15 protein-coding genes are annotated in these 13,536 nt (G+C 33.9%); 6 read left to right on the forward strand and 9 right to left on the reverse strand.

All coding sequences use genetic code 11. The features are described 5' to 3' along the window. Nucleotides 1-64 precede the first annotated feature (64 nt). Both ACYFX0_RS01870 and ACYFX0_RS01875 read left to right on the forward strand, forming a co-directional pair. Nucleotides 65-916: a LysR family transcriptional regulator gene (locus tag ACYFX0_RS01870; RefSeq protein ID WP_000351677.1), complete on the forward strand. Its 852-nt coding sequence runs from the start codon at nt 65-67 to the stop codon at nt 914-916. Next, a complete protein-coding gene (locus ACYFX0_RS01875) occupies nt 909-1,418 on the forward strand; it encodes a DUF3916 domain-containing protein (RefSeq protein ID WP_001208326.1) in 510 nt (169 codons plus the stop codon). The genes ACYFX0_RS01870 and ACYFX0_RS01875 overlap by 8 nt, the downstream gene beginning before the upstream one ends. Nucleotides 1,419-1,456: 38 nt before the next feature. On the opposite strand, the gene ACYFX0_RS01880 is transcribed toward ACYFX0_RS01875, so the two are convergent. The 3 genes from ACYFX0_RS01880 to ACYFX0_RS01890 all read right to left on the reverse strand — a co-directional run bounded on the left by ACYFX0_RS01880 (nt 1,457) and on the right by ACYFX0_RS01890 (nt 4,835). Next, nucleotides 1,457-2,401, reverse strand: coding sequence for a glycerophosphodiester phosphodiesterase (locus tag ACYFX0_RS01880; protein ID WP_460269751.1), 945 nt, complete (start codon nt 2,399-2,401; stop codon nt 1,457-1,459). A 395-nt stretch (nt 2,402-2,796) separates the two neighbouring features. Then, nucleotides 2,797-4,416, reverse strand: a complete 1,620-nt coding sequence (locus ACYFX0_RS01885; RefSeq protein ID WP_460269753.1) for an FAD-dependent oxidoreductase — start codon at nt 4,414-4,416, stop codon at nt 2,797-2,799. 287 nt (nt 4,417-4,703) lie between these two features. Beyond that, nucleotides 4,704-4,835, reverse strand: coding sequence for a hypothetical protein (locus tag ACYFX0_RS01890; protein ID WP_000516656.1), 132 nt, complete (start codon nt 4,833-4,835; stop codon nt 4,704-4,706). 91 nt (nt 4,836-4,926) lie between these two features. On the opposite strand from ACYFX0_RS01890, the gene ACYFX0_RS01895 reads away from it, so the two are divergent. The 3 genes from ACYFX0_RS01895 to ACYFX0_RS01905 all read left to right on the forward strand — a co-directional run bounded on the left by ACYFX0_RS01895 (nt 4,927) and on the right by ACYFX0_RS01905 (nt 7,933). Further along, nucleotides 4,927-5,271 (forward strand): ArsR/SmtB family transcription factor, encoded by a 345-nt coding sequence (locus tag ACYFX0_RS01895; RefSeq protein ID WP_017763468.1) that lies wholly within the window; start codon nt 4,927-4,929, stop codon nt 5,269-5,271. A gap of 18 nt (nt 5,272-5,289) precedes the next feature. Next, nucleotides 5,290-6,288 (forward strand): NADP-dependent oxidoreductase, encoded by a 999-nt coding sequence (locus ACYFX0_RS01900; protein ID WP_017763469.1) that lies wholly within the window; start codon nt 5,290-5,292, stop codon nt 6,286-6,288. Nucleotides 6,289-6,466: 178 nt separating this feature from the next. Beyond that, nucleotides 6,467-7,933 (forward strand): protein adenylyltransferase SelO, encoded by a 1,467-nt coding sequence (locus ACYFX0_RS01905; RefSeq protein ID WP_000164912.1) that lies wholly within the window; start codon nt 6,467-6,469, stop codon nt 7,931-7,933. A gap of 153 nt (nt 7,934-8,086) precedes the next feature. Here ACYFX0_RS01905 and ACYFX0_RS01910 read toward each other — a convergent pair whose 3' ends face one another. From ACYFX0_RS01910 to ACYFX0_RS01935, 6 genes are all read right to left on the reverse strand, one after another. Then, entirely contained in the window at nt 8,087-8,218 is a 132-nt protein-coding gene (locus ACYFX0_RS01910; protein ID WP_000229165.1) for a hypothetical protein, read from the reverse strand. Nucleotides 8,219-8,272: 54 nt separating this feature from the next. Beyond that, the gene (locus tag ACYFX0_RS01915) at nt 8,273-9,367 is read right to left on the reverse strand and encodes a response regulator aspartate phosphatase (RefSeq protein ID WP_001025501.1); all 1,095 of its coding nucleotides are present in this window, start codon (nt 9,365-9,367) and stop codon (nt 8,273-8,275) included. A gap of 155 nt (nt 9,368-9,522) precedes the next feature. After that, nucleotides 9,523-9,870 carry a DUF4260 domain-containing protein gene (locus ACYFX0_RS01920; RefSeq protein ID WP_001172057.1) on the reverse strand — a complete coding sequence of 116 codons (348 nt, stop codon included), beginning with the start codon at nt 9,868-9,870 and terminating at the stop codon, nt 9,523-9,525. Between the two features lie 12 nt (nt 9,871-9,882). Continuing rightward, nucleotides 9,883-10,860 carry a bile acid:sodium symporter family protein gene (locus ACYFX0_RS01925; RefSeq protein ID WP_000865817.1) on the reverse strand — a complete coding sequence of 326 codons (978 nt, stop codon included), beginning with the start codon at nt 10,858-10,860 and terminating at the stop codon, nt 9,883-9,885. Nucleotides 10,861-10,864: 4 nt separating this feature from the next. Next, the gene (locus tag ACYFX0_RS01930) at nt 10,865-12,256 is read right to left on the reverse strand and encodes an FAD-binding oxidoreductase (protein WP_106081741.1); all 1,392 of its coding nucleotides are present in this window, start codon (nt 12,254-12,256) and stop codon (nt 10,865-10,867) included. 126 nt (nt 12,257-12,382) lie between these two features. Next, entirely contained in the window at nt 12,383-12,781 is a 399-nt protein-coding gene (locus ACYFX0_RS01935; RefSeq protein ID WP_000737896.1) for a DUF2871 family protein, read from the reverse strand. A gap of 251 nt (nt 12,782-13,032) precedes the next feature. Between ACYFX0_RS01935 and ACYFX0_RS01940 the strand changes: the two genes are divergently transcribed. Then, nucleotides 13,033-13,536, forward strand: a complete 504-nt coding sequence (locus tag ACYFX0_RS01940; protein WP_000636433.1) for a GNAT family N-acetyltransferase — start codon at nt 13,033-13,035, stop codon at nt 13,534-13,536.

Raw genomic sequence — 13,536 nt, forward strand, 5'->3', positions numbered from 1 at the left:
ATAAAATAAAGATTTATTATGTAATCCATCAAAAAAAATGATACCTTTTATGGAGGGATGATACTTGGATATAAAAGATTTAACTGTATTTTACGAAGTTGCGAAAGAAAAAAACATATCTCACGCAGCGAAAAATTTAAACTATGTACAGTCTGGCGTAACAATGCGTATGAAACAACTAGAAAACGAATTAGGTGTGCCTTTATTTTACCGAAACGGAAAAGGTGTAACTTTAACTTCTAACGGTGAGATTTTATTAACATACGCCAAACAAATTATCCACTTAATAGATCAATCTGTTAAAGCAGTTCAAAGTAATGGGATCGAACCAAGAGGCACTTTAAAAATTGGATGTACAGAATCTACAACCGCTGTAAGACTTCCATCTATATTAACAGCCTATTATGAGAAATACCCAAAAGTCGAATTGATTTTAGAATCAAATACGACGGAACAATTGATTAGGCTTGTATTAGAACGAAAACTGGACGGAGCGTTTATAGCTGGCTCTACTCAGCATACTGAACTTCATACAAATATATTTCGTGAAGAAGAATTAGTTCTCATTAGCAAAAATCCTTTATCTTCCTTTAAAGACATCGGAGACATGAATTTACTTGCATTTAGTCGCGGGTGCTATTATAGAAATTTATTAGAAGATTGGCTTCAAGAAGAAGGAATTTCACCTAAGCGAGTATTAGAGTTCGGAACAATTGAGGCGATACTCGCATGTGTAAAATCAGGTATGGGCATAGCAATTATGATGAAGTCTATTTTAAATGATCATAAACATGACATATCATTCAACCCTTTACCAAATAGCTTCAAAAAAGTTCCTACTACTTTTATTACTAGAAAAGATATATATCACTCTGCTGCATTACAAAAATTTATGGAGATGACTCACAATGCGTGAAAAGAAAATACGTGGTATGAAACGAAAAACAAACACTTTAATAAAGCGAATTGAGGAACATACAAAAACGTTCCCTTCTATTTTCTATAACGATGAATATTGGAATATGCTATTGCCAGTTTCGCAAACTTTTATCGACTCTCGTAAAACACCTAGAAAAGTAAAGCGATTATGTATTCAAACCTTATTAAATCAAGCAAATCATTTAATAAATATGAAACCGAGCGATACACATACATATCGAGTTGTTGTTTTAATTTCTATAAATAATTTGTGGGGTTCGCAAATCATTATATTTAAAAATGAGGACTACTTTCATAATTTTTTTAATAGAAATAGTGAATTTCAAAAATGGATTCTTCTTTCAAATGAAATTGATTTTTGGGAGAAATTAGAAATTTCAGTTTGTCATTCCTTCGAAACGCTTCGCTTTCAAGAAATTATTTATGATGAAGATGAATGCTATGAAAAAGAGATTCTGTTTATCGGGGAGTTAAATTAAAAAGGGTGTACCTAAAACACTGGTATACCCTTTTTCACTTATTTCCCCTTCAATACACTATGTAATCGATCCGGATAATTTGTAAACATTCCTGTAGCACCCCATTTGATTAACAGTCTCATATCTGGTTTCTCATTAATTGTATAAGGATGAATTAACAGTCCATTTTTCCTAGCTATTTTCATATATGATTCATCAATAATTAGTTCTCCGTTATCATTACGTAAGTTTGGCCCAATACCAGCTGCATACTTTTTAATTTCTTGAAAATCATCATTCGTTACACTTTTCGGTTCATGTGTAATGCCAGACCATTCAACAATTTCATTGTTTTCATTTGGATAATACCAAAGCAATTGAACTAACGGAATATTTTCATTCATACTATGAATCTTTTTCAAACTATCTTTACTAAATGATTGAATCATAACATGGCTAGATGACATGTTTTGACCTACTAAATTATATTTATTTAACAATGCTAACAATTTCTCTTCCATTCCTGGATACACATCTGGTGATTTTGTTTCAATGTAATACTTCATGCTTCTTCCATACTTTTGGAAGATTTCTTCAAGAGTCGGAACTTTTTGCCCAACATACTCTTGCTTAGCCTTTTCTGGATACGCTTTATTAAACCACGTTCCTGCATCTAAACTCTTTATTTCGCTTAACGTTTTATCACGTACTTCGCCTGTTCCATTTGTAGTGCGATCAACTGCTGTATCATGCATTGCAATTAATTGGCCATCCTTTGTTAATTGAATATCTAACTCTAAATAATCCGCTTTCATTTTTTTCACTAAATCATAAGAAGCAAAAGTATGCTCAGGTGCATGTCCACTTGCTCCGCGATGTGCAATATTTAAAAACTTATTCGTATTCCATTCATGCTTCCCTTCTGCTTTCGCATGAACAGCTCCCCCAGCAAAGATACTTCCCGTCATAAAGAAAATAACTAAAACGCTAATAATCTTTCTCATCCTTCTAACCCTTCCTACGTTGCAAATTTCAACAAGCTAATGAGATTTACACGAAATAGAAGACACACTTTCATTATTTTTATAAACCTATATTAAAATTCCAATCTTACAAATATACTTTATCTATATTATTAATATAGAAAACTAGTATTATCCTATTTAATTCCTATAGTCCTCCTTTTCACATGTAACTCTCTATTTTGTACGATTCATTCAATAAAAAAAGCCATAAATTATTTAGAATACACTCCTGTATCCCTAAATAAATTTATGGCTTTTCTCAAATATCTCCGGCCTCTATTAACTTGTCGAATTTAATCATATCAAACCTATTGAAATTTGTGAATATTTTTTTCAGTACAGTGAAGCACATAAAACAATATTTCTGTAGTTACTTAAAAATCACATAATAAATTCCTCATTACCTCTTCCAATACTATATCTGGATTTACTACCGTTTTTTCCGAACGCCATCCGATAAAGCCATCTGGTCTAATTAATACAGCACCTCCATTCTCTATACCATATAATTTGCTAAAAATATCTTCTGGAACAACAAAGTCTCCACTTAAGCCAACACGATACCCTTTTATATTTATTCCTAATTTAGCTGAAACAGCATGTGCTGCCTCAGCCCAAGAAATATTTTCTACTCCTATAAGTAATACAAAACTGTTACCGAATAAGTCTAATGTAGAAACTTTCTTTCCTTCATACGTTCCCCATAAATGCGGCGCTCGCGTTCCAGGTCTCCCGTTCAACTCTATGCTATCCATTCTATGTGGAGTGACTGAATTATCTATAATCGCCTCTGAACAATACTGATATCCAACTGTAACAGCTAAAACATCCATATTATTCAAACTGCCTTCCTCTCTATTCGCAGCACGAAACAGTAAACTACTTGCATAAGCTGTCGTTAATTTTGCAACAGAGTGTCTCTCTTCATGATATGTTTCTAACAATTTTGGTTTTGCCTTCCCTTTTATAACAGCCGCTAATTTCCAAGCTAAGTTATGCGCATCTTGTATTCCTGTATTTGAACCAAATCCTCCTGTTGGCGGCATAATATGTGCTGAATCTCCAACTAAAAAGGTTCGATTTCCTTGAAATTTCACCGCTGTACTTTCGGCCGCTTCCCACGGTAAAACACTTAATATTTTTGATTCAACACTTGTACTTCCAATTGCTATTTGAATAATTTGTTTACAACGTTCTATAGTGAAGTCCTCTAGCCCCTCTCCTTTTAATGGATCGTAGGCTACATGATAAATCCATTTTTTTACGTTATCAACTGGGATAAGTGCACCAAGAACCTCCGGATGAAGTACCATCGAAAAACCGAATGCGTCTCCTTGTATAAACTCTCTTAAATCAGCTTCAAAATAAATATTCATATAATAGCCACCAATGGTTCCACGCCCCTCAGTTTTAATCCCTAACTGCTCACGTATTTTACTTTTCGCTCCATCCGCTGCAATTACATAGTCACAATGTATGACACTTTCTTTTTCTGTTTCACGATTTCGAATCTTTGCTTTTGCCCCGTTTTCATTTTGTTCAAATGAAACTAATTCATGATAAAAAGATAGTTGCCCGCCTAGCGTTTTTGCTTCTTGTAACATCATCTCTTCTAAAATAATTTGATAACATGCAGTTTGTTTTGATGGACTAATCTTTTCTATTTTTTGAAGTAACTCTTCATCGTTTCTGTATTGCGTCGCTCTCATTTGTTCCAATTCTTCTTTATTCGCCTCAGCTATTGTATGAACCGCTATTCTTCCTCGGCAGTTCTCTAGTGCTTTACCTGCCAATTTAATTCTTTGTTCCAAGCCTAATTCTCGAAATAACTCCATTGTACGTAAAGTAAGACCGCCTGCTTTCGGATGAATGGCAGTAGACGGATGCCTTTCAATAAGTAAGTACTCAATGTTATGTTTTGCAAGAAATAACGCAGACGCTAACCCAGATAATCCCCCTCCAACAATTAAAACTGGTACATAATTCGATTTCATATATTTACCCTCCACATCATTGTTCTGAGCTCAGTGACATAAATATAATCAAAAAAAACATTAAAATATAGACTTATATTTCATTTTGAATTATCATATAGATAGATTACGCCCCAAAATCCCTTTTACCTTTTCATACATCTATAATCCACCTGAATTGTGTCTGTATGAAAGTGTAAAACAAAAGAACGTACTTTACGTTGAACTATGTTCTATCGTAAAAATCAAAAATAATACAAACATTATAAACGGTCGTAACCTTATGGATTATACAAGGTTACGACCGCTTATTTTATTGTTACATCATTTTTTGTTTTTAAAACTTCATCTATTGTGTTATGTAGTCCTTCCAATCCCTTTTCTATCTCCCTATAATTTTCAAAAATAAAAAATTCATTCGTCTCGATTTTCTTTCCCAATATTGCACCTCATACAACAATCATGTAGCATTACCGTATCGAAGTAATGGTTCGTTATCTTAAACCTTTCGACTAATTAGCAGGAGGCAAAGTGATTGAAATGAATAAACAAGAACAATTAAATATTATAAAAAAAAATTTTATTGATTCTCAAAAAGTATTATTGGCAATTGGTGATGAAACACGTCAAGCTATTTTATTAGTGCTAATGGAAACGGAATGTCAAACAGGATTACGTGTAGGAGAAATCACGAAGCAAACACACCTTTCCCGTCCAGCAGTATCACATCACCTTAAGATTTTACGAGAAGCTGGCATTATTTTAATGAGAAAAGAAGGTACAAAGAATTTTTATTATATTGATATACGTACAAAATTAGGTTTATTAAAAAATCTTGTATTAGATATTGAGAAGCTATTGCAAAACTTTTATTAAAACTTGGAGGTATAAGAAATGAAAGCAATGATAATTGATAGATATGGAAAAGTCCCAATGCGTATGGCAGAGGTACCTACTCCTGAAATAAAAGAGTATGAGGTGCTCGCAGAAATTCATGCAGCTAGTATTAACCCAATTGATTTTAAAATACGCGACGGAAAAGTAAAAATGTTACTGAAATATGAAATGCCCCTAATCCTTGGTAATGACTTTGCCGGTGTCATCACGAAGGTTGGATCAAAAGTAACTCGTTTTAAAGTTGGTGATGAAATATATGCTCGTCCAAGAAAAAATAAGATTGGTACTTTCGCGGAGTATATAGCCATTCATGAAGATGATATAGCTTTAAAGCCGAAAAATTTAAGTTTTGAGGAAGCTGCTTCGATTCCACTTGTTGGCTTAACATCATATCAAGCATTACATGACATCATGCAATTACAAAAAGGACAAAAGATTTTAATTCACGCTGGATCCGGTGGTGTTGGTACTTTCGCAATTCAGTTAGCAAAAATAATGGGTGCTACTGTTACAACGACTGCTAGTGAAGCTGGTGCAAATTTAGTAACGTCTCTTGGCGCAGATGAAATTATTAATTACAAAACAGAAAAATTTGAAGATATACTAAAAAATTATGATGCGGTATTTGATACAATCGGCGGTGCAACACTTGAAAAATCATTCAATATTATAAAAAGCAGAGGAAACATTGTTTCCGTTTCAGGTATGCCGAATGCTCGCTTCGGTAAAGAATTTGGTTCAGGATTCTTTAAAACTCTCTTATTTTCATTAGCCAGCAAAAAACTTACTGCACTTGAAAAAAAGCATAATGCTCAATATTCATTTTTATTTATGAAGCCAAGCGGGGATCAATTACGTACTATTGCAAACTATATTGAAGCCGAAAAAATCAAACCGGTAATCGATCGAGTCTTCCCTTTTGAAGATGCGCAAAAAGCAATGGAATATTCAGAGTCTGGAAGAGCAAAAGGAAAAATAATTGTAAAAATTAAATAATAATAAAACCTCCATTTTCTTAAAATGGAGGTTTTAAATTTGCTGTTAAATAGACATAGTGCAATGAAGTCCTTACAATAGATTGCAAGGGGAAATATTATATTATACTTTTAGTTAACTTTACAAAGAATACATACGTACAAATACATAACTTAAAATACAAAAAGGAGGAGATACAATGACTAAAAATAATGAAACAGGTTGGAATTTAGATAATAGTTATACGACTTTACCACAATCATTTTATACAGAAATCCCCCCTACTCCCGTAAGTTCACCGGAGTTAGTTAAACTAAACCATTCATTAGCGATATCTCTTGGCTTGACCCCTGAAGAACTGAAAAAGGAAGCTGAAATTGCTATTTTCGCTGGTAATGCACTCCCAGAAGGAGCTCATCCATTAGCTCAAGCATATGCTGGCCATCAATTCGGACATTTTAATATGTTAGGCGACGGTCGTGCTCTTTTAATTGGCGAACAAATTACTCCTTCAGGTGAGCGTTTCGATATTCAACTGAAAGGTTCTGGCCCTACTCCCTATTCACGCCGAGGAGATGGCCGTGCTGCACTCGGTCCGATGCTACGTGAATATATCATTAGTGAGGCAATGTATGCACTTGATATTCCGACTACTCGCAGTTTAGCAGTTGTCACAACTGGTGAAGCAACATATCGTGAAACAAAGTTACCTGGAGCAATTTTAACTAGAGTAGCTAGTAGCCATATACGCGTCGGTACATTTCAATATGCTGCAGCTCGTGGTTCAATAGAGGACCTGAAATCACTAGCTGACTATACGATAAAAAGGCATTACCCAGAAATTGAAGCTCATGAAAACCGATATACTGCATTACTACAAGAAGTCATTAAAAGACAAGCCAGTCTTATCGCAAAATGGCAACTTGTTGGATTTATCCACGGTGTAATGAACACTGACAATATAACGATTAGTGGCGAAACAATTGATTACGGTCCTTGTGCATTTATGGACAATTACAATCAAGGAACCGTATTTAGCTCTATTGACACACAAGGTCGTTATGCATATGGAAATCAACCATATATGGCCGCATGGGACCTCGCTCGATTAGCAGAATCTTTAATACCAATTCTGCACGAAGATGAAGAAGAAGCATTAAAGATCGCCCAAGACGAAATTTCGAAATTTAGCGTACAGTATGAAAACCATTGGTTCCTTGGAATGAAAAAGAAATTAGGACTATTTAGTACCGAAGAACAAGATCAACCACTTATTGAGCAACTTTTAAAAATGATGGAGAAATATAAAGCAGATTATACAAATACATTCCGTTCATTAACTCTTGATGCTATTGAAAATACAGCTCTATTTGAAAGTCCTGAATATAAAGATTGGTACAAACTGTGGCAATCTCGATTAAAAAGACAAGAACAATCGAAAGAAAACGCCTACGAAATGATGAAAAATAATAACCCATCAATCATCCCAAGGAACCACCGTGTAGAAGAAGCACTAGAAGCAGCTGTTACAAATGACGACTATAGCGTAATGGAGAAACTTCTTGAAGCTTTATCAAACCCTTATGCGTATTCTACAGATCAAGAAGAATACTGCATTCCGCCTGCACCGACGAATCGCCCTTATCGTACTTTTTGTGGGACTTGATTAAAAATTTGTTTTTATTTTAACCCAAAATTTATTAAGTTAACTATTAATCACAAACTTAAAAGTTGCTTTCAATATTGAAAGCAACACATTTAGTATCCAACCTTAAACAAGTCACAAATTATAATTTGTGACTTGTTTAATTACCCACGTTCAATAGAAGATTTGTTTTGCAGGCATCGTTGTATCTTCAGAGACAGCATATGGATTTTCATTAGGTTTTATAATTATAAACATTCTACCATATCCACTGTGAGCTAATTTATTGCAAAGACCTTCTACCATAAAACCCCATAACTCCAGCTGCTATTCCCATTATAGATAATCCAAGTTTTTTCTTTATTTTAATGCTTCTTTTTCAAATATTCTCTTTTTTATTTCATAACTCATAAAAAAATACTTTTCTGCTTTTTCTATATTACCTACCTTATGAAACTCTAATGCCAGACTTTCGGTATATTCGTGAATATACTCCGATAAATTTTTTCTTTCAAAGTAAGAAAAACCTTCAAGAATAATTTTTTCTATTTTTTCTACCTCTAAATGCTGACAAAATCCCTTTAGAATTAAAAAGTGATATCTATATTCATCATTTTTTAATTCCTCACAAACCTTCAATCCACTTTCAATTAATTCCTTCGCTTTTTCTATTTCACCTAATTTATAATATTCTCTTGCCTCTAAAAAGATTGCCTTATAATGAGTAGGCATTTTTTTAGAAACCTCAGATAAGTGTCTAATTGCTAAAACTGAAAGATTTTGACTCGCATACAATAAACCTAAATTATGTCTGATTCTTAATACTAACATTTCAGCATCATTTTTTTGTAAAATGTTTATTGCTGACGCAATATATTCCTCACCTTTATCATGCTGCTTTAATTCCGAAAAAGATAATCCTAATATATTTTCGCACAGCGCTATGTTCACTTCATACCCTGCTTGTTTAACAAAGATATCTCTTGCCTTTGAAGCGTATTCAATAGCTGAATATGCGTAATGCAAGTGGTATTTTAATATAGCAACTCTATAATTAAACTCTGCATATTCAATTTCATCTGAAATATGCTCTAATAACCCTTCAGCTTTTTCAAAATAGTTGCTAGCTTCACTATAATTAGTAAGAATTGTATAATGAATGGCTTTGAATAAATAATAATAATAATTAGAATATTCATCATTCGGTTTAGGCAATGCATCTATTTTATCAAAAGCTTTTTTCAAATTACCTAAACCATCTATTAGCACTTTATATCGAAATTCTAACAGATAATAGTGAAATGAAACCTTTACATCTGATTCGATAATATAAAGCTTTTTATCGATCTCTTCTTTTAATTTTTTTGCTTCACTTATACGTTGAGCTCTAATATCTCGATACCAATCATTCAGCATCTTATTAATTAATTCATTGCCAGTGATTTGTATATTCATCAAATCCACTCTCCTTCTTTTAATTATCATAAAAATAACATAATTCGATTATTTGTATCTATCTATATATATATTTCTCAACAATTGAACAAAATTCATTCACTGAATTTTGTTCAATATTTTAATAGACCCGCTGTAAATATGAATACTTTTTCTTATAACCTCTGAATATGAGTATCCTTAAAATCCGTCTCATATTTCAATCCATATCCAAACATTCGATCCATTCCAATATGTGCTGTCCATATTAAGCCAATCATTATAACGGTATCTATCTTAAAATAGACACCTATTAGAACAATTAATATGGATATGATATATGTGTGACATACATTATATATTTTCGCACCAACGTGATTATTAATCCCATATGCTAACATTGATAGATCCGGCGCTAAAAGGAATACAAAAAATATAATCCAACTAAACTCATATATCGAATACATATAAATCGCGGCTAAAAATACAACCATTCCTTCAAAATGTACAATACGTTTTTGCATTATTTATCATTCCTATTTTTCTATATTTATTAATACATTTTCATCGCTAAAAGTATTCTTTTCATTTTTTGCATTTTTTGACCAGATGGTTGCTAATATTGGCCCTGCAATGTTATGCCATACTGCCGCTAATACACTTGGGAGTGCAGCCGCCGGTCCAAAATGCGCTGTCGCCAGTGCAACACCTAAACCTGAATTTTGCATTCCTACTTCTATTGAAATAGCCCTTCTTGTCCCTTCGTCTAGTCCAAGTACGAACGCAGTTATATATCCGAGCAAAAAACCGAAAGCATTATGGAGCATCACCGCAATAAAGATAAGAAGTCCTGAAGAAGTAACGCTACTTACATTTGCTGAAACAACTGCAGAAACAATTATGATAATTGCTACAACTGATATTAAAGGAATAACAGTCATTCCTTTATTAACGATATGAGGGAAAAACTTTTTCACTACTAGTCCTAAAATAATAGGCACAATAATGACTTGTACGATAGAAAGAAACATGGACATAGCATTTACTGGCATCCATTGCCCTGCAAGTAATAGTAGAATGAGCGGTGTAGCAATTGGTGCTAGTAACGTTGATACTGAAGTCATTGCAATAGACAACGCTAAGTTCCCTTTTGCTAAATAAACCATAACATTTGATGCAGTGCCACCCGGTACTGAACCGAGCAACACTAACCCAGCTGCTAATTCCGCTGGCAGATTCATAACGTAGGCTAGTACGTATGCGACAAGTGGCATAATAATAAACTGAGCACATACACCGATAATAACTGCTAATGGTTTTGTAGCTATGATTTTGAAATCAACAGCCTTCAATGTTAATCCCATCCCAAACATGACAACCCCAAGTAAAATCGTTATGTAACTAGTTAACCCGAGAAATGGCGCGGGAATGAAATATGCAATAGCTGCAATACAAATAACCCAAAATGCAAAATACTTTCCAGCTATATTACTTATCGCTTCTAGTACTTTCACCCGATCAGCCCCTATCTTTTAATTGAAACACCTTATTCGGATTCAAAATATTTTGCGGATCAAGAGCTTTCTTTATTTTCTCCATTACACATAATGCCGCCCCATGTTCTTCTTCTTGATACTTTCGTTTTCCGATTCCAACGCCATGTTCTCCTGTACATGTTCCTCCTCGTTTAAGAGCATACAAAACGATACTTTCGTTTATTTCGTCTGCCTTCTTTACTTCCTCTTTATCATTTGTGTCAATCATTAAGAGTACATGGAAATTCCCATCTCCAACATGACCTAGAATACCGCCAATAAGCCCTACTTTATCTAATACCTCTTTCGCATGTTGAATCGCGCCAGCTAATTCCGAAATTGGCACACATACGTCTGTACTCATTAGCTTTTTACCAGGATAACTATGCACGTAAGAGTACGCTAAGTTATGCCTTGCATCCCACAGTTTATTTCTTGCTGCTGTTTCCGTCTCAAACGCAATTTCTTTACATTTATGATCAAGAACGATTTCTTTCGTAAATTCAATATCTTGCTTTAACCCTGCTTCATTGCCGTGAAACTCTAAAAATAGTGTCGGTTCTTCTCTGTAACTTGTTTCATTGTAATGATTTACTTGTTTCATAGATAATTCATCAACGAGTTCAATTCTCGCGATTGGAATACCTGCTTGTAATATGTTAATTACAGCTTCTACTGCATCATTTATAGTTGGAAACGATGCCCTCGCAGCCATAACATGTTCTGGTATACCGTATACTTTTAAAGTTAACTCCGTGAAACATCCAAGTGTTCCTTCTGATCCTACGAAAATACCATTTAAATGATAACCTGATGATGACTTCGCCGCTAAATTCCCGGTATGCATTACCCCTCCATCCGCAAGAACGACTTCTAAATCTCGAACTTGATCACGCATTACACCATACTTTACTGCTGTCGTTCCGCTCGCGTTTGTAGCAGCCATTCCTCCTAACGTTGCATCAGCTCCTGGGTCTACACTAAAAAATAATCCATACTTTTTCAATTCTTTATTAAGCTGAGAGCGCGTCACCCCTGGCTGTACTCTCACAAGAAAATCCTTTTCTCTTATTTCAAGTATTTTGTTCATAAGAGAAAAGTCCATTGTAATTCCTTTTTCGTAAGGAATTACATGTCCCTCTAAACTGGACCCTACTCCAAATGGAACGACAGCTGTTCCGTGCTGAATCGCTATTTTCATTATCGCGCTAACTTCTTCGGTCGTTTTTGGAAAAACAACTACATCAGGTAAACTACTAGTATGATAAGATTCATCTTTACTATGTAACTCTCGTACTGTCATATTTATTACTACTCGATCTTCAGGAAGTATGCCTTTTAATTCATTTACTACATGTTCAATTGTTATTTCCATAATCAACTCTCCTTTTTAATTTTAAAACAAGTATACCATCTTTATACAAAATAATTAGAAAAATAAGATTATTAAACCTGAACATACAAAAAAGAACCTGCAGCACACGCTACAAGTTCTTTTTCACTACATTTTAAACGATTTCTTTATTAACAACATAAACCAAATTAAAGTAACTGCCATCAACGAATGAGAAAATCCTACAATATAAGTTAACCCTTTAAAGTCAGCTCCATTTAACTGAAGAAGCCCTCTCGCTGCTAGCGAACCTAACATTAATGTTAATGCAATGTTATGTAAAACAAACCACTTATTAAACCCTTGCACTTCATGAAACGCGAATACTTTTGCTAATCCTAAAGCAATTAAAAAGAAGAAAAAGCCAAGTACAAGTGTATGTGTATGCAAAAGATTTAACAAAGTAGATCCTAAAATCCCTTTATACTTACCATACTCCCTAGCGAAAATCCCTGATAATAAACCGATAATCAAATACGTAAACGATGCATTATATAATTTCTTCATTATGTACCTCCTTGAGTAGAATGTGTAGTGTGTCATATTTAGCAATAATGATAGTTATATAGTAAAAATTCCTAGTTACCTAGGAGTCATTGTATAAGCATCTCACTCTTTACAATCAATCCTAATTATAAAATATCTCTCTATACAAAACAAACGAACTTTATGTGAACAACCCCCCATTAAAATATGTTGCACTTTTGTTTTACACAATCCATACTAATTGTTATAACTTTTTAAAGGTGGTGTAATCATTGATAGTTCTTAAAACAGAACGTCTTAACCTTCGTTGGTTTGATATAAAAGACGCTCCTTTTATTCTTGAGTTAGTAAACGATCCTGCATGGATTCAGTTTATCGGTGACAAAGGAGTTAGAAACTTAGAAGATGCAAAAAATTATATTGTAAACGGTCCCATCGATATGTATAACAAACTCGGATTTGGCCTTTACTTAGTAGAACGAAAAGAAGATCTCACTCCACTTGGTATGTGTGGCCTTATTAAAAGAGATTCATTAGAAGACGTTGATATCGGATTTGCCTTTTTAGAAACATTCCGTTCAAAAGGATATGGCTACGAGTCAGCTTCTGCAATAATCGAATACGGTGTACAAAAGCTCGGCATGAATCGAATTGTAGCAATTACTTCTATAGATAACATCGCCTCAGGAAAGCTTTTAGAAAAAGTAGGATTACGATTTGAGAAGATTATTTCAGGGTCTGGAGAAGATTTAAAATTATTTGGGTATAACGCATAG

Source organism: Bacillus sp. NEAU-Y102 (assembly GCF_054788175.1).